The organism is Agrobacterium sp. A3-95 (assembly GCF_053521785.1).
The window spans coordinates 927505-952894 of the sequence record NZ_JBNWDR010000001.1; the positions used below are offsets into that span (position 1 = coordinate 927505).

Sequence of the window (25390 nt, forward strand, 5' to 3'; positions counted from 1 at the left end):
CATATTTAACGAGTCTTGCGCGCCGCCGATGGCTAGTGATTGACTCCTGCCCCCCAACCCTCTTAACTTTTCATTAAGAATTAAGGGACGGGTTTCATGATGAACGCACCGCTGGCGCGTGCGCTGCTGTTTGCAGTTGCCGCCGGGCTATTGACTGCTGCCTCCGCCGTGGCGGAAACCAAGGGAAGCCCTTCCATGGTGACGGGCGGGATCACATCCCAGCCGATCGGCCATTATGAGTTCTGTCAGAAATACGCGAGCGAGTGCAACATTCGAAGCAAGCTGACGCCGCCGCCACGCGTCACCGAGTATGGCTGGGGTGTTGTTCGCGAGATCAACACATCCGTCAACACCTCGATCGTCGCCATGACCGACATGGAAATCTACGGCAAGGAAGAAGTCTGGGAATATCCCACGACCGCTGGCGATTGTGAGGACTTCGTGCTGCTGAAGCGCAAGAAGCTGATCGAGCGTGGGTTTTCCGTTGCTGACCTGCTGATCACTGTCGTGCGCAAGCCTGATGGCGAGGGCCACGCCGTGCTGACGCTCCGCACCACCGATGGCGATTATATTCTCGACAATCTCACCGACGACGTGAAGCTCTGGACCGACACCAACTACACTTATCTGAAGCGGCAGGCGTCCTTCAATTCGGGCCGTTGGGTTTCCATCGAGGATGGCCGCGACGTTCTGGTCGGCGCATTGCGCTGATCGGCAGATATTATAGGCTCAATGCAGAAAGCCCGCAGCAAACGCTGCGGGCTTTATTATTCACTAGGCGTTGCCGATGATGATACCGGCGGCCAGCACCAGCGAACCGCCGAGCACTACCTGAAACACTGCCCGCAGGAACGGCGTTTCCATGAAACGGTTCTGAATAAAGGCGATGGCCCAGAGTTCCACGAAGACGACGACCGCGGCGATGGCCGTTGCTGTCCAGAAATGCGGAATGAGATAGGGCAGCGCATGGCCAAGGCCACCAACGGCCGTCATGATGCCTGAGGCGAGACCGCGCTTTACCGGAGAGCCACGACCGGAAAGCTTGCCATCATCATGGGCCGCCTCGGTGAAGCCCATGGAAATACCCGCGCCAACGGAGGCCGAAAGGCCGATCAGGAAGGTTTGCCACGTATCCTGCGTGGCGAAGGCGGCTGCGAAGATCGGCGCCAGCGTCGATACGGAACCATCCATCAGTCCCGCAAGACCCGGCTGCACAAAGGTCAGAAGAAATTGCCGCTTTGCGGTTTCCGCCTCTTCTGTCTTGCCGTTTTCGTCGAGATGTTTCTCTTCCAGCATCTGCGCGATGTCTTCGTGACCACGCTCCGCCTCGGCCAGATCGCCGAGCAGCTTGCGGGTCGAGGCATCGCTGGTGCGCTTGACAGCCTCGTCGTAAAAACGGATCGCCTGGGCCTCCATCAATTCCGCCTGCGCACGAATTTTGTCAAGCGACAGGTTCTTCACCAGCCAGTCCGGCGTGCGCTCGTAAAAGCCACGCACATGCTCACGGCGGATCAGGGGGATCGTTTCCCCAAATCGCCTGCGGTGCATGTCGATCAGCACGTTTCGATGCTGCTGCTCCACCTCGGCCATATCATCGAAGATTTTTGCGGATTGCGGATATTGCGCGCGCAGATGATCGGCATAGGAGCGGTAGATGCGGGAATCGTCTTCTTCGGACGAGATGGCAAGTGCGAGGATTTCCTGTTCGCCAAGCGAGGAGAACGGGCGTTTGGACAGGGAAAAAAGACTGCGGAACATGGCTGGAACCTCTTTAGAATAATTCTAAATACATCCTGATCACGTCACAATCAAGCCTTTTAGAATTATTCTAATATGCCAAAGGGTCGCATTGCGGAGTGTCGAAGAGCCACGTAGGTTCTGCCGCAAAAGGAAGCACAATGCAGGACCAGACCGCGGCAAAGGCCGCCCACAACGCGGAAATTCAGAACAGGGCGGAAGAGGCCATGGCGGCTATCGGCATCGACGTAGGTTTCGTCGACCTGCTGGTCGAAACATTTTACGGCCGCGTTCTGGAACATCCCACGCTGGGCCCTGTCTTCGATGCGCGGCTTTCCGGGCGCTGGCCGGAGCATATGGCCAGGATGAAACAGTTCTGGGCCGCCGTCGCCTTCAAGAATGGCGGCTACGGCGGCAAGCCGGTGCAGGCGCATCTTGGCGTAAAAGGCATGTCGGCGGAACTGTTCCCGCAATGGCTGGCGCTTTTTTCGGCTACCCTTGACGATATCGCGCCGAGCCCACAAGCCCATAGCTGGTTCATGGAAACTGCGGAACGCATCGCAAAAAGCCTGACGCTTTCGCTGTTTTATAATCCTGCAATGGATGATCCGGCGTTAAGACGCATGCATCCGTAGCCCCATCCGGGCGATGATAGCAGGCCCGGCAAGTCCAAATATTCCCCTTGATGGCCGCAAGGATAAATGTTTAGTAGCCAGTGGGAGGCGTACCGTACGGTTCGCCTGTAATATGCAGACATATCAGGGCTTATCGACATGGATCGCAGATCATTTATTCGCAAGGCGGGCGCTGTTGGTGCCGGTGTTACCGCAACCGTGCTGGCCGCTCCGGCCATTGCGCAGGAAAACCCCAAAATCACCTGGCGCATGACGTCGTCATTCACCAAGGGCCTCGACATTCTATTCGGTGCCGGCCAGATCGTCGCCGATCATGTCAAGGAAGCATCGGGCGGCAACTTCGTCATCCAGCATTTCGCCGGTGGCGAAATCGTGCCGGCGCTGCAGGCAGCGGATGCGGTGACGGCTGGAACCGTCGAAATGGCGCATACCTGCTCATACTACTATGTCGGCAAGGACCCGACCTTCGCGCTCGGGACCTCGGTTCCCTTCGGTCTCAATGCACGCCAGACGAATGCATGGTTCAACCAGGCGGGCGGCAACGAGTTGCTCAATGAGTTTCTTGCCCAGCACAATATCTACTCGATCCTGCTCGGCAACACCGGCGCCCAGATGGGCGGCTGGTTCCGCAAGGAAATCAACACCATCGATGACCTTAAGGGCTTGAAAATGCGCATTGCCGGCCTAACCGGCCAGGTGATGCAGAAGGTTGGCGTGACACCGCAGCAGATCGCCGGCGGCGATGTTTACGCCGCTCTCGAAAAGGGCACCATCGATGCAACCGAATTCGTCGGTCCCTATGACGACCAGAAGCTCGGCTTCTACAAGGTTGCGAAATATTACTACTACCCCGCATGGTGGGAAGGTGGCCCAGCCGTTCATGCTTTCGTGAACCTGCAGAAGTTCAACGAGTTGCCGGAGAACTACAAGCGTATTCTGAAAGATGCCTGCGCCGCCGGCAGCGCCAGCATGCTGGAGCGTTATGACGCACGCAATCCGAAGGCTCTGAAGGAACTCGTGGCGCAGGGCGCCATCTTGCGGCCGTTCAGCCAGGAAATCCTCGACGTCTGCCACAAGGCGGCGCAGGACACCTATGCCGAGATTTCGGCCAAGAACGAGAGCTTCAAGAAGATCTACGATAGCCAGCAGGCGTTCAAGAAGGACGCCTATCTCTGGGCACAGATCGCCGAATATACCTATGACACCTATATGATGATCCAGCAGCGCAACGGCACGCTCTGATCCTCATTTCAGTATCTTCAAACGGCCATCCGGCATCTGCCGGGTGGCCGTTTTTGTATTCGATACCAGCTTCCACACCTCGCGTTCACGCCAGTCCATCGGGCTCATGCCGGTGACGCGGCGAAATTCCCGGTTGAAGTTGGATTTGGTCTGAAAGCCGGAAGACAGCATGATCGCAGTGACCGACTGATCCCTCTCCTCCAGCAGCCGGCAGGCTTCGCGGATGCGCAGCTGGTTGACATATTGCGAGACGTTAACGCCGAGCGAGCGATTGATCGCGCCGGAGATTTGCCGGCTCGGCAGACCGAGACGTTTTGCGAGCCGTGACAGGTTTAGATTCTCATCGCGGTAGAGCGTGTGGGTCTCCATCAAGCGATCAAGCCTTTCGACAACGTCCCGGTCCTGTTGTGAAGGCGCCGGCAAAGACAACTCCGCAGCAGGCTGGGCAGCCGTTTGCGGCGCTTTGCTTTTGCCGGCAAGTGCAGCCATGAGACCGATCAGCAGAAGCCCGAGAAGATTGGCATTGCTGACAAGTGCGGCGACATTTTCTCCATGCGCCCACTCGAAATCGAAAAACACCAGAAGATCGAAGAACGCGGAAACGCAGAGAGCGACCGCGGCGACAATAAGCGCCTTATGCGCAGATGCGACGCTGGCAAATTGCGCCTCGTCCAGCCCATCCGGCCCTTTTCTTGCCAAAAGAAGCAAGGCAATGGCGTGCCCGACAAAAATCACGATCAGCGCAAAATCGATCGCAACGGGAAGGACGAACTCCAGAAAGACGACGAATAAAGGTGAAAGCACAAGACTGGCAAACATCGCTCTCCTGCTTTCAACTCCAACGCCCATCAGTCCGCGAAAGGCGATGTAGACGAGAGGCGGCAGGCAGGCAGCCAGAACAGGCAAAACATAACGCGCTTCGCTCACACCATATCCCCAGCGCAAGCCGACAAGAACGGACTGCACGGCGCAAAGCGCGATGAGCGCCAGAAACGCCCGGTTGGTTCGCATATCCTCTCCGCCTCGAAAGAAGACGATGAACATGACGACCAGCAGAAGTGCGACGACAAAAGGCAAGGGAATGAAAAGCACGGATAACGATCCCGAAGCGATGAATTACCACCCATTCATGGACCAGATCGCGTTTCGGCACGACCTTTAACGCGATCAAGGACGCATTTATTCGCCCTAAAAGGAAAACGGGAGCATCCACCTTGTCAAACGGAGAGGCTCTCATGACACTGAAAAACACCCTTGTCGCACTTCTTATGTGCGCGGCTTTTTCCCCGCAGGCATTTGCCGCAGAGGATGTCGGGCTTACAAGCATCCCTGTTCCTTCCAAGGCCCGCAACACAAACCTTGACGTTACGATCTGGTATCCGGCCAAAGGCGGAGACGGCACACCGGCGCTTTCCTCCGAGAACCGTATCTTTCAGGGAACGGCGGTTCGGAAGGACGCGACCATCAAAGACGGCCATTTCCCCCTCGTGTTGATTTCGCACGGGTCCGGCTCGCGCGCTGAAGGCATGGCCTGGATCGCAGCGAAACTCGCCAGCGAAGGTTTCATCGTCGCCGGAACCAATCATCCCGGCACGACCAGTGGTGACTCGACGCCTGCCGACACGCCGAAAATCTGGGAGCGGACGAACGATCTAACCACAATCGTCACGGCCTTGACGACGGACGGCACGTGGTCAGGTGCGATCGACGGGCAACGCATCGGTGTTCTCGGCTTTTCGCTGGGCGGCAGCGCGGCGATGGAGATTGCAGGTGCACGAGCCGATCTTGACGCCTATGTGCGCTATTGTGAAGAGAATGCAGCAATGATGGATTGCCAGTGGTTTGCCGGCGGCCGGGCCTATGTCAATAACGAGCCGGTCAGCGTACCGAAGCTCGATCTCAGAACCATCGACAAGGCCCGTTTCGAGCAGCAGAACCGCGATCCACGCATCCGTTCCGCCGTGTTGGTCGATCCGGGTCTGGCGCTGGCGTTCCAGCCGGACAGCCTGAGACAAATCGATATTCCGCTGACCTTCATCAATCTTGGCAGCGAAGGTAAAATACCGCCCGCTGTCCTTGCCGACGAGCTTGCAGCACAAGTGCCTGCCTCTACTTACCGACAGGTCGACGAGGCCAACCATTTCAGCTTCCTGCCCCTTTGCAAGCCTGATGCCGACGCGTTTCTCAAATCCGTTGGCGAGCGCGATCCGATCTGCGAACCGGCCGGGCCCCGCGACCGTAAGGATATTCATGCACAGCTGGAAACGATGATCGTCAACGCCTTCAACCGCACGCTGAAACCGGGTCAATAACAATAAGAACTAGCCGATCCTTTTATAAAACAGGGTCGTGCCGCAATAACGCCCGTCGGGAAAAAGCGCATAGTCGGGGATGACGCCGACGCGTTCCCAACCAAGACGGGGATAAATTGCCTCCGCATCGCCACCCGTGGCCGTATCCAGCACCAAAAGGGTACGGCCACGTTTTACCGCTTCCTGCTCCACCTTTTCCATGAGCTTTCGTGCAAGTCCCAGCCCGCGTGCCGATCGATGCACAAGAAGCTTCATCAGATCACCGCGATGTGGCTGGTTGGGCTTGGAGGCCAGACCGACCTGCACCGTGCCCACCACTTTATCGTTTACTTCCGCCACCACATGAATGGTGCTGCCTGCTTCCACGGCATCGGCTACATCCTGCCAGAACGGCTCGGCATCTTTTGGGGAGAAAGGCAGCATGAAACCGACAGACGCGCCGCCATTAACGCAGTCGGCGATAACGTCACAAAGTTCGGGCAAGGCATTGATCGTCTCTGCCCGGTTCAATACGCGGATGGTGGCCATTAATAACTCCTGTCGGGGAAAATCAGCGCTGTCTTTGATCCAGCACGACGGCATAACGGGCAGGTTTTTCTGAGGGATTGTGGAAGACATGTCCCTCACCCACCGGCATGAAAAGGCAATCGCCGGGTTCCAGCCGGTGCACGTCTCCACCGCTCGTCATCTCCAGCACACCGTCAAAAAGCCAGACATATTGCGTCATTCCGCGGCTTGCCGCATGCGGCGGGAAACCGACACGTGCGCCCGCCGGGAACTCGACCTCGACAATATCGACATCGGAACCGACGCGTGGCGGGGAGATGGCACGGCGCACATAACCGGTCTCCGGGTCTTTCCAGAGCTGCTGGTCACGCTTTTTCACCAGCGGTGAAACAGCCTCTTCGTCTTCGGCGAAAAAGCCGGAGAGCGACAGGCCTAGCGCTGCGCAGATGCGGGCAAGAAGCGAGGCCGTGGGGCTCGCCTCGCCACGTTCGATGCGGGAAATCATGGCGCGGCTGACGCCGGATTCGGCGGCGAGCCGGTCCAGGGTCAAACCATTTTCAGCGCGCAACGTCTTGATGCGGTCGCCGATAGAGCGTTCGAGAATATGATCTTCGTTTTCCATCATGCGAGAATACATTCTCACATGATGGAGTCAATATCTACTATAATGGAAATTGCGATCGCTTGTTACCGCGGATTCTGCGCGCGGCAAAGATGCATCAGGCACCGACCTGGGCGATCCAATCGTTCAGGTTATAGTAGTTCGTTACTCGACTAACTTTTCCATCCTTCAGGTCAAAGAATGCACCAGCCGGCAGGACGTATGTCTGGCCATCGGCTTCCGGCAGGCCTTCATCGGTTGCGAGATATTCGCCGTTCACGATGAATTCCGCAGAGGCGCGCTTACCGTCCTCGCTCGCCATGATGACCATGTCGGTGAGGTTTTCCTTATAGCAGCGGTTCATGTGCTGCATGAAGGACGCAAAAGCCGGCTTTCCGGTCTGACGCTCGCCCTGATTGATGTCATGTACCACCTCGTCGTGAAGAAGCGCCAGAAAGGCATCCATGTCCTGACGGTTGAAGGCATCGTAATAGGCGCGGATGGTCTCAGTGGCGGTCATTGTCTTCTCCGTTCAATGCTTGCGCAGGGTTTCCATGACGGTATAACCAGTGCAACCGAAAGTGAAAATGCCCATGACCGTCGAAATCAAGTCTCTTTCCGGCATCGAGGCCGCGCCCTATTTCGATGACCTTGCGCGCCTCCGGATCGAAGTGTTTCGCGCCTTTCCCTATCTCTATGACGGATCGCTGGATTACGAGCGCAAATATCTCGCCACCTATGCCGACACGAAAGGCGCGGTTTTCGTGCTGGCGCTGGATGGCGCACACGTGGTGGGCATGTCCACCGGCATGCCGATGGCGGCCGAGACCGACGAGGTGAAGGCGCCCTTCCTGAAGGCGGGTTACGATCCGGACCGGATATTTTACTTCGGCGAAAGCGTGCTTCTGCCCAGCTATCGCGGGCATGGCATCGGGGTGCGGTTCTTTGTGGAGCGAGAGGCGCATGCGAGCAAGCTCGGCTTCAACTGCTGCACCTTCTGCGCGGTCGAGCGCCCCGCCGACCACCCGCGCCGGCCATTGGATTACGTGCCGCTGAATACCTTCTGGGAAAAACGCGGCTATCGCCATCACCCGGAATTGCACACCAGCTTCACCTGGCGGGATCTAGACGAGAGCACCGAAAGCCCAAAGCCCCTGTCGTTCTGGATGAAGACCATTGCTGCCGGAGAGGAAAACAGATGACGAAACTCGCCGCCAGCCAATATGCCATCGAACTCATCGAGACATGGGAAGGCTATGCCGCCCATCTTTCCGCCATCGTGCGCGAGGCGAAAGAAAAAGGCGCCGAGCTGCTGCTGTTGCCGGAATATTCGGCCATGACGCTGACCGGGCAGTTGCCGCCGGATGCGCGCTCGGACCTGCACCGCTCCATCGAAGAGATACAGCCGCTCATCCCCTCATGGGTCGAGCTTTGCGAAGAGCTGGCGCGGCAACATCAAATCCTGTTTCAGCCGGGCAGCGCGCCAGTGAAAGACAAGGACGGCAAGTTCCGCAACCGCGCATGGCTGTTCGGCCCCAACGGACTGATCGGGTATCAGGACAAGCAGATCATGACGCGCTTCGAGCGGGAGCAATGGAACATCCATGCCGGCATCGAGGGCCTGAAAGCCTTCGAGACGCCGATCGGCAGGCTCGGCATCCTCATCTGTTACGACAACGAGTTCCCGATGCTTGGCCGGAAGCTGGCCGAGCTTGGCGTCGAACTGGTTCTCGCTCCCAGTTGCACCGATACGCTGGCCGGCGCCTACCGGGTGCGCATCGGCGCGCAGGCGCGGGCGCTGGAAAACCAATATGCCGTCCTTTCCTCCCCCACGGCGGGTGAGGCTCCATGGTCTCCCGCCGTCGATGAAAATCGTGGCCGCGCAGCACTTTACGTGCCATCCGACTATGGCATGCCGGCATCGGGTATCGTCGCGGAAAGCGAAAGCGATGCGGTGACACACAGCACGTTGCTGATCGCCGATATCGACCTTGCTGCCGTGGCCAAGCTTAGAACCGAAGGACAAGTGGCCACCCGCCGCGACTGGCCGGAGCAGTTTGCGATCTGAAAAGCCCATTTTAAAGGGCTTTTAACCAAATTCCCGCTTTGCGGCATGAGAAGCCCCTGCTATAGCGCGGGGCATGAGCACAAATTCGACCCGCACGCCCCTGGACCATATCCGCAACTTCTCGATCGTTGCCCACATCGATCACGGCAAATCGACGCTGGCCGACCGGTTGATCCAGTCGACAGGCGGCCTTGCCGAGCGCGATATGTCGGAACAGGTTCTCGATTCGATGGATATCGAACGCGAGCGCGGCATCACCATCAAGGCCCAGACCGTGCGCCTGCACTACAAGGCGAATAACGGCGAAACCTATGTGCTGAACCTCATCGACACGCCCGGCCACGTCGACTTTGCCTACGAAGTGTCCCGCTCGCTTTCGGCCTGCGAAGGTTCGCTGCTGGTGGTGGACGCATCTCAGGGTGTGGAAGCCCAGACGCTGGCCAACGTTTATCAGGCGATCGACAATAATCACGAGCTGGTGACGGTCTTGAACAAGATCGACTTGCCGGCCGCGGAGCCCGACCGCATCAAGGAACAGATTGAGGAAGTAATCGGCATCGATGCTTCCGAAGCTGTGTTGATTTCGGCCAAGACCGGGCTTGGCATCCCCGATGTTCTCGAAGCCATCGTCAACCGCCTGCCACCGCCGAAGAGCGAAGTCGGCGAGAACGGGCCGCTCAAGGCACTGCTCGTCGACAGCTGGTACGACACCTATTTGGGCGTCATGGTTCTCGTGCGCGTCATCGACGGCGTGCTGACCAAGGGCCAGCAGATCCGCATGATGGGTTCCGGCGCGAAATACGGCGTCGAGCGCGTTGGCGTACTTACCCCGAAGATGGTCAATGTCGACAGCCTCGGCCCCGGCGAGATCGGTTTCATCACCGCCTCGATCAAGGAAGTCGCCGATACGCGTGTTGGCGATACCATTACCGACGACAAGCGCCCGACGGCGCAGGCTCTGCCCGGCTTCAAGCCAGCGCAGCCCGTGGTTTTCTGCGGCCTCTTCCCCGTTGATGCAGCCGACTTCGAAGATCTGCGCGCGGCAGTGGGCAAGCTTCGCCTCAACGACGCCTCCTTCTCCTTCGAAATGGAATCGTCTGCCGCTCTCGGCTTTGGTTTCCGTTGCGGCTTCCTCGGTCTGCTGCATCTTGAAATCATTCAGGAACGCCTCGAGCGTGAGTTCAATCTCGATCTCGTCGCCACAGCACCTTCGGTCGTCTATGAAATGACGCTGACGGATGGCACCGAGAAAGAGCTGCACAACCCGGCTGATATGCCTGATGTCGTGAAGATCAAGGAAATCCGCGAACCGTGGATCAAGGCGACGATCCTGACGCCCGACGAATATCTCGGTGGTATCCTGAAACTCTGTCAGGACCGGCGCGGCCTGCAGACGGAGCTGACCTATGTCGGCAACCGCGCGATGATCACCTATGAATTGCCGCTCAACGAAGTGGTGTTCGATTTCTACGACCGCCTGAAATCCATCTCGAAGGGTTACGCCTCGTTCGACTACAACATCATCGACTATCGCGAAGGCGATCTCGTCAAGATGTCGATCCTCGTGAACGGCGACCCGGTGGACGCACTCTCCATGCTGGTCCACCGCTCGGCGGCTGACCGGCGCGGACGCGGCATGTGCGAAAAGCTGAAGGAACTCATTCCGCCGCACATGTTCCAGATCCCGATCCAGGCGGCCATTGGCGGCAAGGTCATCGCCCGCGAAACCGTGCGCGCGTTGCGCAAGGACGTGACGGCGAAGTGCTACGGTGGCGATGCGACGCGTAAACGCAAACTTCTGGACAAGCAGAAGGAAGGCAAAAAGCGCATGCGCCAGTTCGGCAAGGTGGAGATTCCGCAGGAAGCTTTCATCGCTGCGCTGAAGATGAACGACGAATAAGCGGCCGCTAAATCGTCGCTGATTTGACAAGGGAGGCTCACGGCCTCCCTTTTTACATTCACGGCAGCTGCTCAGGCATGCAGCTTCGCGCCCTTGGTAATCTTGTCTACGATTTTCTTGTCCGCCCTAAGCGCCATGCCGACGACCTTTGCATTGTCGGGAGAAAATTCCGAAAACACCTGGCGGTTGGCAACATCATGACCGGTTGCGAACATTTCCTCGATATAGAGCGATGTCGTGACCTCGCGTTCCAGGGATCGCTGATGGATTTTGCGCAGTGCCTCCTGATCCGTGGCCATGACGACTATCGGCTGGACGGACAGGGGATTGTAGACGTTACCCGCCCCGTCGCGGTATGGTTCCCCGATGATCTCTCTGGTCTGGGCGACGATGCCGGACATGAGAAATGCGGTGACGTTCAGTTTTTGCCACACGGCAAGGTCATCACGAAGGATGACGGCGATCTTGGTATCAAACATGCGAACTCAATCTGGCTGTGGTTACGAAAGAGAAGCGACCCTAGTCCCTCAGGGTACGAGCGATCTTGAACGTTCGTGCAAATTCGAGGGGATCGTGCAGGCCCCTTCCAGCGAAGGGATCGAGCGCATCGAAGCGCGCTTTCACGGCAACGCCTATGCACCCCATCGCCATGACACCTATGCTCTGGGTGTGACGCTTTCTGGCGTCCAGACCTTTTCCTATCGTGGCACATCGCATTTCAGCACGCCCGGAAAGGTTATCGTGCTGCATCCGGACGAAGTTCACGATGGTGGTGCCGGCACCGACGAAGGTCTGCGCTACCGTATGCTCTACCTTCCGCCGGAAAAAACCATGGAGGTGGCGACCGGATTTCACGCGCTGCCATTTGCAAAAAATCCCGTCATCGAAGACGGTGAGTTCCGGCAATGCCTGATAGAGGCTCTCGGCAATCTCGAAGGCGAGCCGGACAATCTGCTCCTGACCGACTGGCAATCGAGACTGTCGGATCTGCTCTGGAAGCATTCGAACGGAAACCAGAGAACAATCAAGCGGCTTGACCCTATCGCCGTTTTCCGTTGCCGGGATTACCTGCTGGAGAACAGCGCGCTTGCCGTCAGCTCAGAGAAGCTGGAGCAAATAAGCGGGCTTGATCGCTTCACGCTCTTTCGGCATTTCCGCTCCCTGTTTGGCACGAGCCCGCACCGTTATCTCATCATGCGACGTCTGCAAAAATGCAAGGACATGATGCGGGCGGGTGCGGGTCTTGCGGAAACGGCGTTTGCCTGCGGCTTTGCAGATCAGGCGCATTTTACCCGCCACTTCAAGAATGCCTTCGGAATGCCTCCGGGGCGCTGGCTAAGCCTTGTTTCGCACTGATCATTCCGGAAACATGATCGACCTGTGAGCCGCAGTCCCTGCCATGGCGCCATCGCCCACGGAAAGAGCGACCGAGCCGGCGGGCCTTGCCACATCACCGCATGCGAAGATTCCGCGCACTGTCGTCTGTTTCATGGCATCCGTCACGATGCTTGACCCCATCGGCCCTTCTTCCACGGTGCAGCCGAGCTTTTCGATCCAATCCGAGGCAATCCGCAATTTCGGTTGCGTGAAAAGACCGGCCAAAGCAATGCTGCGCCCATCCGCAAGAACGACATCCGCATGCCCTGCGATCTCTCTGATACGCTCTTTTTCCACCCGAACGCCCCGGGCTGACAAAAGCGCATTCTGTTCAGCATCCGGCACGAATATACCGTTGGTAAAAAAGGTCGTTTCACCCCAGTCCGGAAGCATCAGTGCATGGTGGATGGCCAGCGGTGAGGCCGCGATGACGCCGATCCTGCGCTGATCCAGTTCGTATCCGTGGCAATAGGGGCAATGGAAAACGGCGCTGCCCCAGCGTTCCTTCAGCCCGGCTATATCAGGCAGTTCATCCGTAACGCCTGTGGCAAGGATTAGTCTGGCCGCCCTTTCGCGGCGATTGCCATCGATCTCGATAACGAAGTCATCGAATGATCCTTCGGCATTCGTTACCCTGCCCTTTGCCCAGTGTATCGTCGGGTAGCGCTCGATCTGGCGGCGTGCCTCGGCGATGATGTCGCCCGGCGCCTTGCCGTCCTGTGCGAGAAAACCGTGGGAATGGCTGGCGAAGCGATTTCTCCGCTCACCCGCATCCACCACCAGGATGTTTTTTCTCGCGCGCCCGAGCTGCAGGGCGGCGGACAGGCCCGCATAGCTGCCGCCGATGATGATGACGTCGTATTTCATGATGCACCTATCGTTCACCGAGCCGGAAGCGCCCGTTCGTTTCACGATACTTATATTGTTACATGAATTTTAGAGTCAATAGTCACGCAACTTATATTGTTACGTCATATGCTAACTGGTAATGTCGCGAAAAACAGGCGGATTTCACCGATGAGACACGACACGCGCCTTTCACGGGTGCTGCATATTCTGATCCATATGGAGAAACGCGAGGGGGCGGCGACCTCTGAAAGCATCGCGGCGATGTTGCAGACGAACCCGGTGGTGGTGCGCAGAACCATGGCGGGCTTGCGGGAGCACGGTTACGTGTCGTCGGAAAAAGGCCATGGCGGTGGCTGGGTTCTGGCGCGACCGCTCAGCGAAATCACGCTGCTCGATATTTACCGGGCGCTTGGCGCGCCGGAATTGTTCTCGATTGGGCTGGCAGGAGATAATCCTAACTGCGTCATAGAGCAGGCCGTCAATGCTGCCCTTTTCGACGCCATGAACGAGGCGGAGACCATTCTCCTGTCCCGCTTCGGAAACATTACGCTTTCGGTGCTGGCGGAGGAATCGATGAGCCGCTGGTCCAGATTGTCCAACCACCCCTCCGCGATGGATCAGCTCTAACGCCGCAGAGTTGGCGCAATAAAAAACCGCCTGCCGGAAAGCAGGCGGTTTTGTCAGATGATCTAACCCATTACGGCTGCGTCTGCGTGCCGCCGGTATTCGGGCTTGCCGGTGCTGCATTGTTGGCAGGCGGTGTTGCCGGGACAGTCGGAGTCACGGGCGCCGGTGCCTGTTGCGTTGCCGCAGGTGGCATTGTCGAGGATGTCGTGGCCGGATCGGTGTTCGGGCCGCTCATCTGCGACCAGGCGAAAACGCCTACCAATGCGACAACGAGAATCGCCAGCCATGGCATCCAGGACGGAGACTTGCGGGCAAGCGGTTCATTGCTGATATTCAGTTCCGGACGAAGATCACGGTCCGGGCGCGGATTGTTTGGATCGAATGTCATGGTATTTCCTCCTCTTCATTCTGAGAAGGAAACGGCGTTCACGGGATTTTGTTCCGATTCTCCTCGGCCAGCACACTATGGGCGACAATTACACGCTCTGCCTGAGGGCATCTGCCAGCACCGCCATGACCTGAGGAGCGGCCATTTGCGATACATTGAAACGCATGAAAGCGGATGCGTTCTGCGCGGAGCTGAAAACATTGCCGGGTGCCAGCACCACCTGTTGCACCAGTGCCCGGCGTGCAACATCGGCGGCGTCGACCCCCTCCGGCAGGCGGCACCATAAGAACATGCCCGCCTGCGGTTCGATCCACGGCATACATCCAAGCGCTTTCAAACGCGCCGCCGCCTCAGGCACCGCCGCCGCGAGACGCTGTCGAAGAGCCTCGACATGCTTGCGATAACTGCCGTCAGTCAAAAGCGACAGGATCAATGCAGCCGAAAAATTTGCTCCACCAAAAGCAGTGGCAATCTTGAGATCGGTCAGGGCTTCCACCCATGCCGGAGGCGCTGCGATGAAACCGCACCGAACGGAAGCAGACAGGGTTTTAGAAAAACTGCCGATCTGGACGACCCGGTTCAGACCATCGAAAGCAGCCAGCCGTGGTGCCGCCTGCGTTTCAAAATCGGCAAAAATATCATCCTCGATGATGGTGAGGCCCGCCTGTTCGGCCAGCATCAGCAGGCGATGAGCGGAAACGGCGGAAAGCCTTGCGCCTGTCGGATTATGGATCGCGGAATTGGTGATGTAAAGGCGCGGCTGATGCTCTTTCAGTGCCTGCTCGAAAAGCGGCAGGTCCGGTCCAGCCGGCGTATAGGGCACACCAACGATTTTCACCCGATGCGCGCGCAAGAGAGCGCGGAAGTTAAAATAGCAGGGATCATCGACAATCACCGTATCCCCCGGCTGCAGCAGGAAACGACACAGGAGATCGATCGCCTGCGTGCCGGAATCGGTGAGCATGATCTGGCTGGCGCCCGCCTGGACGCCATGTTCGGCAAGTCTGCGGGACAAAAGCTGGCGTAGCGGCAAGAGCCCCATCGGGCTCGCATAATCCGTCAGCAAGGAAGCATCCGCGCGGGCAAGCCCCCTCATCGCCCGCCGTAGCGCTTGCTCCGGCATCCATGACGCTGGAAGCCAGCCGCAGCCGGGCTTGGCAAGTGCCGCCCCCTCGTCCAGCGCCTGGCGCGACACCCAGAGCGGATCCACCGCCCTGTCCAGCCGAGGCTCGATATCGGCCAGAGACAGGGGCGCTAGCGGACCCGCCACATAAAATCCCGAACCCGGTCGCGAGCTTATGGTGCCATCGGCAACCAGCCGGTCATACGCCTCGACGACGGTTGAAGTTGAGACCTGCATGGCCTTCGCAAGCGCTCGAACGGATGGCAATCTGGCGCCGGGAACGAGGCTTCGCGAAGCGATGCGTTGCCGCATGCTGGCCATCACCTGTTCTATGCGCGTTCCCGTCGCGAGGTGTCCGTCCACATTTCTCTCCAACCGTACCGTCCAAACAACCATAACAGTTTCTTGAAATTGTATATGATTGTCGCTGTTTTCACCAGCCGTTCCAGATCAAGAAAGGGAAATTGCAGGAGACGGTCATGGACAAGACGACAAGCGGTTGGCTAAGCGGCCTTATCGGCGTGGTGATATTCAGCGGCTCGCTGCCCGCCACGCGGGTTGCGGTAACGGGTTTCGATCCGGTGTTCCTGACCCTCGCCCGCGCCAGCATAGCCGGCCTTCTGGCGCTCGCTTTGCTTTTTGTGTTCCGGCAAAAACGCCCGGCGCGCGATGATCTGGCATCGCTTTTCATCGTATCCTTCGGCGTGGTGGTTGGCTTCCCGCTGTTGACTGCTCTCGCCTTGCGGCACATCACCTCGGCCCACTCCATCGTCTTTGTCGGGCTTTTGCCGCTCGCAACCGCGGTTTTTGCCGTGCTGCGTGGGGGAGAACGCCCGCGGCCCGCCTTCTGGTTCTTTTCCTGCCTGGGCAGCGTCCTCGTTGCCGGCTTTTCATTGTCGAATTCGCTGGCCTCCGGGCTCGGAGTCTCACTTGCCGGCGATCTCTTGATGCTGGGCGCGATTATCGTCTGTGGGCTGGGATATGCCGAGGGTGCTGCCCTTTCCCGCAAACTGGGGGGCTGGCAGGTCATCTCATGGGCATTGGTCCTCTCCCTGCCTCTGATGCTGCCGCTTGCCTTTTTCACAGGGCCGCAAACCCTCGCAGGCATCGACCCGCAGGCCTGGGGCGGCCTCGCCTATGTCTCGCTGTTCAGCATGCTGATCGGCTTCATCTTCTGGTATCGCGGGCTGGCGCTTGGCGGCATTGCCGCGGTGGGCCAGCTGCAATTGCTGCAGCCGTTCTTCGGGCTGGTGCTTGCAGCAACCCTGCTTCACGAAGAGGTCAGCCCTGCGATGATCGGCATCACGCTCGTGGTCGTGCTCTGCGTTGCCGGCGCGCGAAAATTCTCGCGCTGACGCCCGCCCCGTCAACTCGAGCGGCGGTCTACCCAGCGATGCCAGGCATCCTCGCTGCCGTTGAAGACATTGAGATCGATGCGGCCATCGACACCATGCGACAGGCCGGAGCCGGAATATTGCCAGAACAACCACTTGCGGCCGGGATAGACCACGGACGGATGCTGGGCAACGGCGCGCAGCCAGAAGGGATAGTCCTGGAACTCGCCGGTCAGATTGTCCTTATAAAAATCGGGCGCCGTATAGATAATCGGACGCTGGCCGTAATGGCGCTCCAGCTTGTCCATGAACACGCGCATCTTTTCCAGAATACGCTCACGGGAATGGCGCACCTTGCAGCTCGATTCGCCGTTATATTCCACGTCGATCACCGGCGGCAGCGCATCCGGATCGCGCGGTACGTTGCGAATGAACCAATCCGCCTGCTCGCCGGCCGACCGGCACCAGTAGAAGAAATGGTAGGCGCCACGACGGATGCCCGCTTCCTTTGCACGCTGCCAGTTGGTGCGGAACATCGGGTCAAGATGATCGCCGCCATCCGTCGCCTTGATGAAGGCGAAGTTGGCGCCGCGTGTGCGCAGCTGCGGCCAGTCTATATTGGCCTGCCAGCGCGAGACATCCACCCCGTGGACCTGAAAATGGCGCGGCTGGACCCTGCCGAAATTGATGGGTTTGGCATCGCTGAAGCTGGAGCGGAAAATGCGCGAACGGATCTGCGCACCGGCACTGGCCGCCGGGGCTGCAGCCATGGCCAATTGTACCGGACGCTCCATCGGACGCTCTGCCGGTCGTACCATTCCAGCCTGTGACGGTGAGGGCAAACGGGTTTCAAGCGCGTTCTGCGGCACGGGCGCTCGTGGGGTAACGGCTGAAAAGGCCTTTGGCTCTTCGGGCACCGGCCCGCCCCATGCCAGAACTTCCTGTCGCGGCTGGGCCGTGATGGGTTGGCTGCCCACGCTTGCCTGCGGCACCGGCGCGGATGGCGTAACCGAGCTCGTGGTTTCCTTCGACGGCAGGCCGGCCATCAGGCTTTCCGGCCCGGAACTGGACGTACAGCCACCAAGCAGAAGGCAACCGAAGAGAAGTGCTGGCACAGCCGATGAACGCATGAGAACCCGTACGCAAAACAATCCAGGGGCACTCTGACGCCGCCCGGGAACCTCGAAATACAATTGCTAACGGAAGATTATCAAAAAAGACTGAATCTTATCTTTACGCCGACACCTTCCAACGCGCCCGTCATTTCTGGCAGGAGAATGCCTCGAGGTTTCGCGAAACGGAGAGCTTCAGGCGGTCATCGTGCTCAGATCGACCGTATCGGCGCCGGGGGAATTTTTCTTGATCGATTCGATGGCATGGATGGCCGATGCCTTGGCCTTGTATCCTTCTGACGAAAACATCGTTTCCCCGTTGGATGCTTTGAAGCGGAAGCGATATTCCCCGGCCCTGTCCTGATAGATTTCGAACTTATACATGATCTTGGTGCCTCCTTGGCAAACGTCGGTGAAACACACTCAATTCTGAGCGGCCTTGGCCATATTCGCAACCGATAATTGCCAGATCAGACAAGCCGTACCCAGGCACGGGCAATTTCCAGACCGGTCGCATCGGCCACATCTGCACGCCCCCCACGGTGATCGCGGTAATTGTTCATCCAGCCGGGCGCCATTTTTTCGACGGAAGCCGGGAATGCCTCACACCATCCGTCTACCACGGCCGTGGATGCCTCAAAATGAAATTGCGTGCCATAGGCGGCCCGGCCAACGCGAAAAGCCTGATTTCGCGTTGCACCATTGGTCGCAAGTCTCGTCGCCGCTGGAGGAAGTGTGAATGTGTCGCAATGCCACTGAAAAATGGGAAATGTCTTGTCGAGCCCCGCCAATAGCGGATCGGACACGCCCTCTTCCGTGAGGGATACGTCTTCCCAGCCGAATTCGGGCGGGCCGGCCAAAATATTCTCTCCGCCATAGGCGCGCGCCAGCAACTGGCTACCGAGACAGACGCCCATCACGGCCTTGTCCGCATCGCCAAACGCTTTCATCAAAAGTGCGAGGTCTGGAAGATAGGGATAAAGCACGTCGTCAAGAGCGTTCTGCTCCCCGCCCAAAACGACGAGTGCATCGTGTGCAGCTGCATCGAGAGGAAGAGGCTCACCCGCATAGGCGCGGATGACATGCACGTCAGCCCCTGCCTCTTCCAGAGCGACGCCGATCTGTCCATGCGGCGTGCCCGCCATGTTTTCGATAATTGCAACGCGCATGGGGCCTCTTGCCGACAACGGGGAATACGATCGGCCGGTATCGCCGATCGAATTCAGCTTCACCACGAGAAAAACGGATTTTCAAGAGGCGCAATATCGTCAGCAAGGCAATAAGCGGACAAGCCGGCCTTGGGCATCTTAAAATTCCCGCGACAGCTTCGCGTCGACGGAATGCCGGTTGCCGCCGCGGACAGCGAAGAATAGGAAAATGGCTGCCCAGAGAACTGATTTTTCCGCGCCACCCAGACCTTCCGCCTTTACGATACCGTGAAAATAGACCGTTACTAAAAGCACGATCATTGCGGCAAAGGATGCCGGCCGCGTGAACAGCCCAATGGCCACGAGAATTCCACCGAAAAATTCGGTGGCAGCCAGGAGAGGTGACCAGAATACACCCGGATAAAAGCCGAGGCTCTCCACCATGCCGACAGCCCCGAACGGATTGGCGATCTTGCCGAAGCCGTGGGTGACAAGAAGAAGCCCGGCCACGACGCGCAGAACGGTCTCCACCAGATCATGTGTCGAATTATAAAGAGGTGCGACCGCCGGAACGAAAAGACGCTGACGATTATTGTCGAACTGGGCCATGGGATCTCCGCGTTTTAGCCTTCGATGGCTTATCTGTTCGCAAAGCAGCATGATAAGAACAAGCATGCCGCAGGTAAAAACATGAGTGTCATAGTTGACATTATCGTGAGCATTATTGTCATCGGGCGCTGAAGGAGACGTGATCATGGCCGAGACCAAGCCCCGCATAACCATCCGCTACTGCACACAATGCAACTGGCTGCTTCGTGCGGGATGGATGGCGCAGGAGATTTTGCAAACCTTCGCTTCTGATATCGGCGAAGTCAGCCTCATTCCCTCAACGGGTGGCCTGTTCGAGATCACTGTTGATGGTGAAACCATATGGGAGCGCAAGCGCGATGGCGGTTTCCCCGGTCCAAAAGAGCTCAAACAGAGAATCCGCGATGTCATCGACCCGGAACGGGACCTAGGTCACGTCGACAGGACGACGCATGAAGGGCTCGACAATTAACGCGGCAACATGTTTCAACAGCGTCTAACCAAGTTTTTTCCCTTTAAAATCAATGATCGTCATAAAAGTTCAAAAAGTCTGTTGACACCGGGCGGCTGCCCTCGTACATCGCTCTCCGTCGCCCAGATGGCGGAATTGGTAGACGCGCCAGCTTCAGGTGCTGGTACTCGCAAGGGTGTGGAGGTTCGAGTCCTCTTCTGGGCACCATTCCATTTTTTGATCTTAGCCAGATCAAACACTTAGACGAAAAAACAGCAACATTCAGTCCTCCTGCAAAACGCAGGGGAACATGTTGCGGTTTTTCGTTTTGCTGGCGATCAACCCCGATCTTTCCCGTAAAAATGCTACCCAGGACGAGCGCTAAGCCTTTGTCACTTTGACAAAATGCCAGCCATTCCCGCGCGCGGAATTCCGATATATTCAGACCTGGTATTGGGTTGCAGTTCGCTTAAGGCTGGGCGTCTTTGTCGCCACTGTTTTGCGAATGCTGTTCGCAATTCGGCGTACAGGAAAGCACGGTCCGTTCCGTTTGTCGAAAAACGCGAACCGTATTGCCCTCATCGATGGAGACGAGAATGCGCTCATCGACGATTGGATTACCCTCGGCATCGAGAAGAACAAGATTCGTCGTACCGAAACTGCGCCCGGTCAGCACGATCGTGGTGGCATCGGCAACCGTCGCATCGGCGACTTTCGAGTTGCCGACAATAACCTTGCTCACGGGGCGGTCGAGGCGAAGGACACGGGCGTGGTTCATCGAAACGCGCAATATGTCTTCCTGAGCAAAAACAGGCTGTAACGAACCCGATAGGATGACGGACAAGCCGACCACGATTTTCGCCAGTTTTCCGGATGACACGCGTTTCGCCCCTGCTCACTACCCGCACTTACTGTGCAGCAGAATGCGGGTTTTTAGTGAATGAAGCGTTAAATGATAGAGGCCCCTAATGTGAACGGTAACCATGCCTGACATGGCAATATTTTCGAGGCTCTCGCTGTCCCGCACCAAAACTGAACATCTATGTCTCACCGGAAGGACACTTTGCCGGAAATAAGAAACTGACAGTCTCTGGAATATATTTGTTTATCAGCAACTATAAAAATAGAGGCAATACTTTTTTGTTTTGTTTACCAAGAGAAACTCATCCTGTCGTTTACTTTGGATTAATCCTCTTCTTTAAGCGCTTGGAAATCGCTCACCTGTAATTTGAACGCAACCGAACAACGGAAAACAGTTGTCGGCGTGCTGAACACAACACAAGAGTTAGGAGAGACCCATGACCAAGATTTTCGCTCGCTTCCTGAAGGATGAGTCCGGCGCAACGGCAATTGAATACGGCCTGATTGCTGCGCTTATTTCTGTCGCTATCGTTGGCGGCGCCACAACCGTTGGCAGCAAACTCAAGACGACCTTTGATTACATCAGTACTCAGTTTACGAATTCCAAGGCTTCTACCGGCGGCGTTTGATTTTACTGATAGTACAATACAGGTGATGATCCGCTGGGACATCACCTGTATTTTCTTGGATTGAACCAAAACCGAATCGCAAGGGAATTCTACTTATGGTTATCGCAGCGATTTTCCTCATCGTTCCGCTTTGCCTGAGTTTTGCTGCCCTTAACGATCTCTTCAGCATGACGATTCCCAACGTGATAGCTGTCGTGCTTTTGCTTTCTTTCGCTTTCGTCGCGCCACTGGCGGGAATGAATTTACACACTTTCGGCTTGAGTCTTGCTGCCGGATTGGCCGTTTTTCTTGGCTGTTTCACCCTATTCGCTGCAAATGTTATGGGCGGGGGCGACGCCAAACTGTTGACGGGAGCGGCAGTGTGGTACGGCTTCAACATTTCTCTCGTAGACTTTCTACTTGCAGTGACATTGATCGGCGGCGTGTTGACGCTTGGAATCCTACTTTTGCGATCGCGCTCGCAGGAAATCATGGCGGCTGGCATTCCCATTCCGGATTCCTTGCTGGTTGCGAAGAAAATCCCCTATGGCATAGGCATAGCTATTGCCGGGCTTTTGACCTATGGCGAAACACCAATTGTGAAAGCCGCCATCGCAAGTCTTTCCTGAGAAATCTGCGTTCACTGCAGGTTAAAGGCCTGTTAACCAGAAATCCAAGCATAATATTAACCATAATTATACCAATGACGGGCCATCCTGACGGGAGAAGAATCTGATTCCCTCAAGGATCGAGCATGAAACCGTCGCGTATCGTCATTCTGTCCGTTGCCCTGGTCGCCGCCGGTCTTGCCGGCATCGTTGCCATGCAGATTTCCGGCGCGAAGCAGGTCATCGAAAAAGCGGAAACGATCATAGAGAAGGAACCGACGGTTAACGTTCTCGTTTCCTCGGTCAACCTACCCGTTGGCAGCCGCCTGAACGATAGTTCAGTACACTGGACGCCCTGGCCCACTGGTAACGTCATCGACAGCTTCATAACGGAAGCGAAAAACCCGAACGCCATAACCGAACTATCCGGCGCTGTCGTGCGGCTGCCTTTGTTTCAGGGCGAGCCTGTAAGGCCTGAAAAAGTGGTCGATTCCAGCACCCGCATCATGTCCTCGCTTTTGCCGGCCGGCAAACGCGCCGTCGCCACGGAAATTTCCGTCTCGACAGGTGCTGGCGGTTTCGTGCTGCCGAATGACCGGGTCGATGTCATCATGGTCCGCAAGGGCGATTCAGGTCATTTTTTAACTGAAAATGTTTTGAACAATGTCCGTGTTCTGGCGATCGACCAGCAGATCAAGGAAGGCGAGGACGGCACCTCAGCCGTCGTGGGTGCAACCGCAACGCTCGAACTCACACCCGAACAGGCCAAAATCATCACCGTGGCGCAACAGATGGCGGATCGCCTTACGCTGGCTTTGCGCTCAGTCGCCGATGCGCAGGAAAATGACACGCTTTCAGCAGGTTACCTTCTCAACGGCGGCTCCGGGCAGCCGGAGATTCAGGTGATCAAATCCGGTTCGATCGTCAAAGCCGGACAGGGAGCATCGCAATGACCGGGGGTTCCATGGCAAAGCGCATTAAACAACACCTGCGTTCCTCAATGGCGGGCAGCCTGGCATTTTGCCTGGCTTTTTCAGGTATTCCGGGTCAGCACTCACCCGCGTTTTTGCGTATCAGCGAAGCCGAGGCTCAAAGCGCGAGCATCGTGCGGATCACCGAGAGCGGTACTGGCATTCGCAAGCGCCTGAAGCTCGGTCTCAACAAGGCACTGGTCATCGATCTGCCGGAGGATGCCCATGATATTCTCGTCGCCGATCCGAGCCTTGCAGATGCCGTAACGCGCACGTCCAAGCGCATCTATCTGTTCGGAAAAACGGTGGGCCAGACCAATATCTTCATTTTCGGAGATGGTGGGCGCGAAATCGTCAGTCTTGATCTTGAGGTCGAGCGCGATATCTCCGGGCTTGAGGCCAATATCCGCCGTTTCATTCCCGAATCGGACATCAAGGTAGAGATCGTTTCGGACAACATCGTTCTCACTGGGTCAGTGCGCACGCCGCAGGATTCTGCACGCGCTGTCCAGCTTGCCGAAGCATTCCTGAAAGGCGGCGAAGCCACTACCCGCAACATATCGCTGACGGGCGGCAATAACGGCGGTGACGCTGCGATTTTTGCCGAAAACCGCCAGACATCGCAGATCGTCAATATGCTGACGATTGAGGGCGAAGATCAGGTGACGCTGAAAGTCACCGTTGCTGAAGTCAGCCGGCAGGTGCTGAAACAGCTTGGCTTCAATGGTTCCATCAGCAGCTCGACAAGCAATAACGGTTTCGAATTTTCAAATCCGTCCAATCTCGGAAATGCAATTAGCGGTGCGTCGCGAATAGCCAGTGGCGCGATTGGCTCCGGCTCGCTCAACTTTGCTTCCTATCTCAACGCCATGGAACAGGCGGGTGTCGTGCGCACTCTGGCCGAACCGAGTCTTACCGCCATCTCCGGCGAACAGGCCAAGTTCTACGTGGGGGGTGATTTCCGTCTGCCTGCAGAGCAGGAAGTTACCATCGACAAGGAAACGGGCCAGCCAACCATAACGCGTACCACCAACACGGTCGACTACGGCATCACGTTGAACTTCAGGCCCGTCGTGCTTTCACCGGGACGGATCAGCCTTAAAATCGAGACCAATGTTTCCGAGCCGACATATGAAGGCAACGTTGTAACCGGAAATGCGGGCCGCACCATCCCAGGTTCTACCTACATGTCGATCCGCAAACGCGAGACATCGACAACAGTCGAACTTCCGTCCGGCGGCTCGATTGTGATCGCAGGTCTGGTCCAGGACAATATTCGTCAGGCCATGTCAGGACTTCCCGGCATTTCCAAAGTCCCGATCTTCGGCACGCTTTTCCGCAGCAAGGATTTCATCCGCAACGAGACGGAGCTTGTCATCATAGCAACGCCCTATCTGGTACGTCCCGTTGCGCGCAACCAGATCGCCCGGCCGGATGACAACTTCAACCCGGAAAACGATGCCGCCATGTATTTCATGAACCGTGTCAACAAGGTCTATGGCCGCAAGGACCAGGTTCAGGCGGCTCCCTATCAGGGATCAGTGGGGTTCATCTACAAATGACGACACGCGCACGAAATCCCCTTTTCACAGCAAGCCCGGTCCGGGCAGGAAACGCCATGCAGGAAAACCCTTCCTCCTTTTCCTCAAGCCTGCCGGGCAGACGGGCAGGTCTCGTCGCCATGGTCGCGCTTGCCGCCGGCCTGTTGCAGGGTTGCGCACGCGACCCGATGACGACCAACGCCATTCCTGACGACTACCGCACGCGCCATCCGATCACCCTGTCGGAAGCCGAGCATTCGCTGGATATTCCGGTATCAGCAGGCGATAGCCGGCTGACCACGGCAATGGCGGATAATGTCCGTGGTTTCGCCCAGAATTACGCCTCGATGTCGACCGGTATCGTCAATATCCAGATGCCATCGGGATCAGCCAACTCGGCAGCGGCTTTAAAAATGGCGAGACAAATCCGCTCCGCGCTTTCCGGCGCTGGTGTGCCTTCTGGCAAGATCATGGAAACACGTTACGCTGCATCCCCGAATGGCGACGCCGCCCCCATTCGACTGAGTTATGTGGCCGTTACCGCCATGACCGGGCAATGCGGCCAATGGCCCGAAGACCTTTCCGACAATACCTTTGCCAACAAGAACTGGTACAATTTCGGATGTGCCTCCCAGAGCAATCTCGCGGCACAGGTTGCCAACCCCATGGATCTGGTTGGCCCGCGTGGCATGAGTCCGATCGACGCGGAGCGCCGAGCGGTGGTGATTGACGCCTATCGCAGCGGCAAAAACACGGCGACGCCAAATTGACGCGGTTCCAACAATTGTCAGGGCAGGAAAGA

At 57.4% G+C, this 25390-nt stretch carries 30 protein-coding genes and 1 tRNA gene; 17 read left to right on the forward strand and 14 right to left on the reverse strand.

What is annotated here, in order from left to right:
- Positions 1 to 96: 96 nt before the first annotated feature.
- Entirely contained in the window at positions 97 to 711 is a 615-nt protein-coding gene (locus tag ACQZ5Y_RS04620; RefSeq protein ID WP_003514617.1) for a transglutaminase-like cysteine peptidase, read from the forward strand.
- A gap of 63 nt (positions 712 to 774) precedes the next feature.
- Here ACQZ5Y_RS04620 and mbfA read toward each other — a convergent pair whose 3' ends face one another.
- A complete protein-coding gene (gene mbfA / locus ACQZ5Y_RS04625; protein ID WP_003514615.1) occupies positions 775 to 1758 on the reverse strand; it encodes an iron exporter MbfA in 984 nt (327 codons plus the stop codon).
- Between the two features lie 140 nt (positions 1759 to 1898).
- Here mbfA and ACQZ5Y_RS04630 point away from each other — a divergent pair, with 140 nt between their 5' ends.
- A complete protein-coding gene (locus tag ACQZ5Y_RS04630) occupies positions 1899 to 2372 on the forward strand; it encodes a group III truncated hemoglobin (protein ID WP_065661469.1) in 474 nt (157 codons plus the stop codon).
- A 138-nt stretch (positions 2373 to 2510) separates the two neighbouring features.
- Positions 2511 to 3614, forward strand: coding sequence for a TRAP transporter substrate-binding protein (locus ACQZ5Y_RS04635; RefSeq protein WP_013635316.1), 1104 nt, complete (start codon positions 2511 to 2513; stop codon positions 3612 to 3614).
- 3 nt (positions 3615 to 3617) lie between these two features.
- On the opposite strand, the gene ACQZ5Y_RS04640 is transcribed toward ACQZ5Y_RS04635, so the two are convergent.
- Positions 3618 to 4706, reverse strand: a complete 1089-nt coding sequence (locus ACQZ5Y_RS04640) for a helix-turn-helix transcriptional regulator (protein ID WP_162696533.1) — start codon at positions 4704 to 4706, stop codon at positions 3618 to 3620.
- A gap of 143 nt (positions 4707 to 4849) precedes the next feature.
- Here ACQZ5Y_RS04640 and ACQZ5Y_RS04645 point away from each other — a divergent pair, with 143 nt between their 5' ends.
- On the forward strand, positions 4850 to 5926 hold the full coding sequence (locus ACQZ5Y_RS04645; RefSeq protein ID WP_174049125.1) for an alpha/beta hydrolase family protein: 1077 nt from the start codon (positions 4850 to 4852) through the stop codon (positions 5924 to 5926).
- A 9-nt stretch (positions 5927 to 5935) separates the two neighbouring features.
- Here the strand turns inward: ACQZ5Y_RS04645 and ACQZ5Y_RS04650 are convergent, their stop codons facing one another.
- The 3 genes from ACQZ5Y_RS04650 to ACQZ5Y_RS04660 all read right to left on the reverse strand — a co-directional run bounded on the left by ACQZ5Y_RS04650 (position 5936) and on the right by ACQZ5Y_RS04660 (position 7554).
- Positions 5936 to 6454, reverse strand: a complete 519-nt coding sequence (locus tag ACQZ5Y_RS04650) for a GNAT family N-acetyltransferase (protein WP_174049353.1) — start codon at positions 6452 to 6454, stop codon at positions 5936 to 5938.
- A 22-nt stretch (positions 6455 to 6476) separates the two neighbouring features.
- The gene (locus ACQZ5Y_RS04655) at positions 6477 to 7058 is read right to left on the reverse strand and encodes a helix-turn-helix domain-containing protein (RefSeq protein ID WP_065661473.1); all 582 of its coding nucleotides are present in this window, start codon (positions 7056 to 7058) and stop codon (positions 6477 to 6479) included.
- A gap of 94 nt (positions 7059 to 7152) precedes the next feature.
- On the reverse strand, positions 7153 to 7554 hold the full coding sequence (locus tag ACQZ5Y_RS04660; RefSeq protein ID WP_003514602.1) for a ketosteroid isomerase-related protein: 402 nt from the start codon (positions 7552 to 7554) through the stop codon (positions 7153 to 7155).
- A gap of 73 nt (positions 7555 to 7627) precedes the next feature.
- Between ACQZ5Y_RS04660 and ACQZ5Y_RS04665 the strand changes: the two genes are divergently transcribed.
- The 3 genes from ACQZ5Y_RS04665 (at position 7628) to lepA (ending at position 11002) form a co-directional block, all read left to right on the forward strand.
- Positions 7628 to 8236, forward strand: a complete 609-nt coding sequence (locus ACQZ5Y_RS04665; protein ID WP_003514600.1) for a hypothetical protein — start codon at positions 7628 to 7630, stop codon at positions 8234 to 8236.
- A complete protein-coding gene (locus tag ACQZ5Y_RS04670; protein ID WP_003514598.1) occupies positions 8233 to 9102 on the forward strand; it encodes a carbon-nitrogen hydrolase family protein in 870 nt (289 codons plus the stop codon). Before ACQZ5Y_RS04665 ends, ACQZ5Y_RS04670 begins: the two co-directional genes overlap by 4 nt.
- A 61-nt stretch (positions 9103 to 9163) precedes the next feature.
- A complete protein-coding gene (gene lepA / locus ACQZ5Y_RS04675; RefSeq protein WP_025592156.1) occupies positions 9164 to 11002 on the forward strand; it encodes a translation elongation factor 4 in 1839 nt (612 codons plus the stop codon).
- Between the two features lie 71 nt (positions 11003 to 11073).
- Here lepA and ACQZ5Y_RS04680 read toward each other — a convergent pair whose 3' ends face one another.
- Positions 11074 to 11481, reverse strand: coding sequence for a DUF2000 family protein (locus ACQZ5Y_RS04680; RefSeq protein WP_003514594.1), 408 nt, complete (start codon positions 11479 to 11481; stop codon positions 11074 to 11076).
- Positions 11482 to 11575: 94 nt separating this feature from the next.
- Here ACQZ5Y_RS04680 and ACQZ5Y_RS04685 point away from each other — a divergent pair, with 94 nt between their 5' ends.
- Positions 11576 to 12358, forward strand: coding sequence for an AraC family ligand binding domain-containing protein (locus ACQZ5Y_RS04685; RefSeq protein ID WP_174049351.1), 783 nt, complete (start codon positions 11576 to 11578; stop codon positions 12356 to 12358).
- Here the strand turns inward: ACQZ5Y_RS04685 and ACQZ5Y_RS04690 are convergent, their stop codons facing one another.
- Positions 12359 to 13246: an NAD(P)/FAD-dependent oxidoreductase gene (locus ACQZ5Y_RS04690; protein WP_174049124.1), complete on the reverse strand. Its 888-nt coding sequence runs from the start codon at positions 13244 to 13246 to the stop codon at positions 12359 to 12361. It lies immediately after the preceding gene.
- A 150-nt stretch (positions 13247 to 13396) separates the two neighbouring features.
- Here ACQZ5Y_RS04690 and ACQZ5Y_RS04695 point away from each other — a divergent pair, with 150 nt between their 5' ends.
- Complete coding sequence (locus ACQZ5Y_RS04695; RefSeq protein WP_174049123.1) at positions 13397 to 13855, forward strand: Rrf2 family transcriptional regulator; 459 nt, start codon at positions 13397 to 13399, stop codon at positions 13853 to 13855.
- Between the two features lie 70 nt (positions 13856 to 13925).
- Here the strand turns inward: ACQZ5Y_RS04695 and ACQZ5Y_RS04700 are convergent, their stop codons facing one another.
- Together ACQZ5Y_RS04700 and ACQZ5Y_RS04705 are read right to left on the reverse strand one after the other, a co-directional pair.
- Entirely contained in the window at positions 13926 to 14243 is a 318-nt protein-coding gene (locus tag ACQZ5Y_RS04700; protein WP_003514590.1) for a hypothetical protein, read from the reverse strand.
- Positions 14244 to 14331: 88 nt separating this feature from the next.
- Positions 14332 to 15729: an aminotransferase class I/II-fold pyridoxal phosphate-dependent enzyme gene (locus ACQZ5Y_RS04705; RefSeq protein WP_174049122.1), complete on the reverse strand. Its 1398-nt coding sequence runs from the start codon at positions 15727 to 15729 to the stop codon at positions 14332 to 14334.
- A gap of 116 nt (positions 15730 to 15845) precedes the next feature.
- On the opposite strand from ACQZ5Y_RS04705, the gene ACQZ5Y_RS04710 reads away from it, so the two are divergent.
- The gene (locus ACQZ5Y_RS04710; protein ID WP_174059791.1) at positions 15846 to 16721 is read left to right on the forward strand and encodes a DMT family transporter; all 876 of its coding nucleotides are present in this window, start codon (positions 15846 to 15848) and stop codon (positions 16719 to 16721) included.
- 11 nt (positions 16722 to 16732) lie between these two features.
- On the opposite strand, the gene ACQZ5Y_RS04715 is transcribed toward ACQZ5Y_RS04710, so the two are convergent.
- The 4 genes from ACQZ5Y_RS04715 to ACQZ5Y_RS04730 all read right to left on the reverse strand — a co-directional run bounded on the left by ACQZ5Y_RS04715 (position 16733) and on the right by ACQZ5Y_RS04730 (position 19569).
- Positions 16733 to 17830, reverse strand: coding sequence for a glycoside hydrolase family 25 protein (locus tag ACQZ5Y_RS04715; RefSeq protein WP_174049120.1), 1098 nt, complete (start codon positions 17828 to 17830; stop codon positions 16733 to 16735).
- A 177-nt stretch (positions 17831 to 18007) separates the two neighbouring features.
- Positions 18008 to 18196 carry a YegP family protein gene (locus ACQZ5Y_RS04720; RefSeq protein ID WP_003514584.1) on the reverse strand — a complete coding sequence of 63 codons (189 nt, stop codon included), beginning with the start codon at positions 18194 to 18196 and terminating at the stop codon, positions 18008 to 18010.
- An 86-nt stretch (positions 18197 to 18282) separates the two neighbouring features.
- Positions 18283 to 18981, reverse strand: coding sequence for a type 1 glutamine amidotransferase (locus ACQZ5Y_RS04725; protein ID WP_174059790.1), 699 nt, complete (start codon positions 18979 to 18981; stop codon positions 18283 to 18285).
- A 138-nt stretch (positions 18982 to 19119) separates the two neighbouring features.
- Complete coding sequence (locus ACQZ5Y_RS04730; protein ID WP_003514571.1) at positions 19120 to 19569, reverse strand: DoxX family protein; 450 nt, start codon at positions 19567 to 19569, stop codon at positions 19120 to 19122.
- A gap of 145 nt (positions 19570 to 19714) precedes the next feature.
- On the opposite strand from ACQZ5Y_RS04730, the gene ACQZ5Y_RS04735 reads away from it, so the two are divergent.
- Both ACQZ5Y_RS04735 and ACQZ5Y_RS04740 read left to right on the forward strand, forming a co-directional pair.
- Positions 19715 to 20020 (forward strand): Rdx family protein, encoded by a 306-nt coding sequence (locus tag ACQZ5Y_RS04735; RefSeq protein WP_174049118.1) that lies wholly within the window; start codon positions 19715 to 19717, stop codon positions 20018 to 20020.
- Between the two features lie 120 nt (positions 20021 to 20140).
- Positions 20141 to 20227: transfer RNA gene (locus ACQZ5Y_RS04740), tRNA-Leu, on the forward strand.
- A gap of 241 nt (positions 20228 to 20468) precedes the next feature.
- On the opposite strand, the gene ACQZ5Y_RS04745 is transcribed toward ACQZ5Y_RS04740, so the two are convergent.
- The gene (locus ACQZ5Y_RS04745) at positions 20469 to 20852 is read right to left on the reverse strand and encodes a pilus assembly protein N-terminal domain-containing protein (RefSeq protein WP_046205577.1); all 384 of its coding nucleotides are present in this window, start codon (positions 20850 to 20852) and stop codon (positions 20469 to 20471) included.
- A 445-nt stretch (positions 20853 to 21297) separates the two neighbouring features.
- Between ACQZ5Y_RS04745 and ACQZ5Y_RS04750 the strand changes: the two genes are divergently transcribed.
- From ACQZ5Y_RS04750 to ACQZ5Y_RS04770, 5 genes are all read left to right on the forward strand, one after another.
- Positions 21298 to 21489, forward strand: coding sequence for a Flp family type IVb pilin (locus ACQZ5Y_RS04750; protein ID WP_065703655.1), 192 nt, complete (start codon positions 21298 to 21300; stop codon positions 21487 to 21489).
- A 95-nt stretch (positions 21490 to 21584) separates the two neighbouring features.
- Positions 21585 to 22097, forward strand: a complete 513-nt coding sequence (locus ACQZ5Y_RS04755; RefSeq protein WP_065703653.1) for an A24 family peptidase — start codon at positions 21585 to 21587, stop codon at positions 22095 to 22097.
- 125 nt (positions 22098 to 22222) lie between these two features.
- Complete coding sequence (gene cpaB, locus ACQZ5Y_RS04760) at positions 22223 to 23029, forward strand: Flp pilus assembly protein CpaB (RefSeq protein ID WP_003514566.1); 807 nt, start codon at positions 22223 to 22225, stop codon at positions 23027 to 23029.
- Positions 23026 to 24609 (forward strand): type II and III secretion system protein family protein, encoded by a 1584-nt coding sequence (locus tag ACQZ5Y_RS04765; protein ID WP_111799235.1) that lies wholly within the window; start codon positions 23026 to 23028, stop codon positions 24607 to 24609. Before cpaB ends, ACQZ5Y_RS04765 begins: the two co-directional genes overlap by 4 nt.
- 56 nt (positions 24610 to 24665) lie before the next feature.
- Positions 24666 to 25358 (forward strand): CpaD family pilus assembly protein, encoded by a 693-nt coding sequence (locus ACQZ5Y_RS04770; RefSeq protein WP_065688422.1) that lies wholly within the window; start codon positions 24666 to 24668, stop codon positions 25356 to 25358.
- Positions 25359 to 25390 lie beyond the last annotated feature (32 nt).

Excerpts from the sequence above, each read along its gene's own strand:
- ACQZ5Y_RS04620 (WP_003514617.1), top strand. The coding sequence starts at position 97 with ATGATGAACGCACCGCTGGCGCGTGCGCTGCTGTTTGCAGTTGCCGCC.
- mbfA (WP_003514615.1), bottom strand. The coding sequence starts at position 1,758 with ATGTTCCGCAGTCTTTTTTCCCTGTCCAAACGCCCGTTCTCCTCGCTT.
- ACQZ5Y_RS04630 (WP_065661469.1), top strand. The coding sequence starts at position 1,899 with ATGCAGGACCAGACCGCGGCAAAGGCCGCCCACAACGCGGAAATTCAG.
- ACQZ5Y_RS04635 (WP_013635316.1), top strand. The coding sequence starts at position 2,511 with ATGGATCGCAGATCATTTATTCGCAAGGCGGGCGCTGTTGGTGCCGGT.
- ACQZ5Y_RS04645 (WP_174049125.1), top strand. The coding sequence starts at position 4,850 with ATGACACTGAAAAACACCCTTGTCGCACTTCTTATGTGCGCGGCTTTT.
- ACQZ5Y_RS04650 (WP_174049353.1), bottom strand. The coding sequence starts at position 6,454 with ATGGCCACCATCCGCGTATTGAACCGGGCAGAGACGATCAATGCCTTG.
- ACQZ5Y_RS04655 (WP_065661473.1), bottom strand. The coding sequence starts at position 7,058 with ATGATGGAAAACGAAGATCATATTCTCGAACGCTCTATCGGCGACCGC.
- ACQZ5Y_RS04660 (WP_003514602.1), bottom strand. The coding sequence starts at position 7,554 with ATGACCGCCACTGAGACCATCCGCGCCTATTACGATGCCTTCAACCGT.
- ACQZ5Y_RS04665 (WP_003514600.1), top strand. The coding sequence starts at position 7,628 with ATGACCGTCGAAATCAAGTCTCTTTCCGGCATCGAGGCCGCGCCCTAT.
- ACQZ5Y_RS04670 (WP_003514598.1), top strand. The coding sequence starts at position 8,233 with ATGACGAAACTCGCCGCCAGCCAATATGCCATCGAACTCATCGAGACA.
- ACQZ5Y_RS04680 (WP_003514594.1), bottom strand. The coding sequence starts at position 11,481 with ATGTTTGATACCAAGATCGCCGTCATCCTTCGTGATGACCTTGCCGTG.
- ACQZ5Y_RS04690 (WP_174049124.1), bottom strand. The coding sequence starts at position 13,246 with ATGAAATACGACGTCATCATCATCGGCGGCAGCTATGCGGGCCTGTCC.
- ACQZ5Y_RS04695 (WP_174049123.1), top strand. The coding sequence starts at position 13,397 with ATGAGACACGACACGCGCCTTTCACGGGTGCTGCATATTCTGATCCAT.
- ACQZ5Y_RS04700 (WP_003514590.1), bottom strand. The coding sequence starts at position 14,243 with ATGACATTCGATCCAAACAATCCGCGCCCGGACCGTGATCTTCGTCCG.
- ACQZ5Y_RS04710 (WP_174059791.1), top strand. The coding sequence starts at position 15,846 with ATGGACAAGACGACAAGCGGTTGGCTAAGCGGCCTTATCGGCGTGGTG.
- ACQZ5Y_RS04715 (WP_174049120.1), bottom strand. The coding sequence starts at position 17,830 with ATGCGTTCATCGGCTGTGCCAGCACTTCTCTTCGGTTGCCTTCTGCTT.
- ACQZ5Y_RS04720 (WP_003514584.1), bottom strand. The coding sequence starts at position 18,196 with ATGTATAAGTTCGAAATCTATCAGGACAGGGCCGGGGAATATCGCTTC.
- ACQZ5Y_RS04725 (WP_174059790.1), bottom strand. The coding sequence starts at position 18,981 with ATGCGCGTTGCAATTATCGAAAACATGGCGGGCACGCCGCATGGACAG.
- ACQZ5Y_RS04730 (WP_003514571.1), bottom strand. The coding sequence starts at position 19,569 with ATGGCCCAGTTCGACAATAATCGTCAGCGTCTTTTCGTTCCGGCGGTC.
- ACQZ5Y_RS04735 (WP_174049118.1), top strand. The coding sequence starts at position 19,715 with ATGGCCGAGACCAAGCCCCGCATAACCATCCGCTACTGCACACAATGC.
- ACQZ5Y_RS04750 (WP_065703655.1), top strand. The coding sequence starts at position 21,298 with ATGACCAAGATTTTCGCTCGCTTCCTGAAGGATGAGTCCGGCGCAACG.
- ACQZ5Y_RS04755 (WP_065703653.1), top strand. The coding sequence starts at position 21,585 with ATGGTTATCGCAGCGATTTTCCTCATCGTTCCGCTTTGCCTGAGTTTT.
- cpaB (WP_003514566.1), top strand. The coding sequence starts at position 22,223 with ATGAAACCGTCGCGTATCGTCATTCTGTCCGTTGCCCTGGTCGCCGCC.
- ACQZ5Y_RS04765 (WP_111799235.1), top strand. The coding sequence starts at position 23,026 with ATGACCGGGGGTTCCATGGCAAAGCGCATTAAACAACACCTGCGTTCC.
- ACQZ5Y_RS04770 (WP_065688422.1), top strand. The coding sequence starts at position 24,666 with ATGCAGGAAAACCCTTCCTCCTTTTCCTCAAGCCTGCCGGGCAGACGG.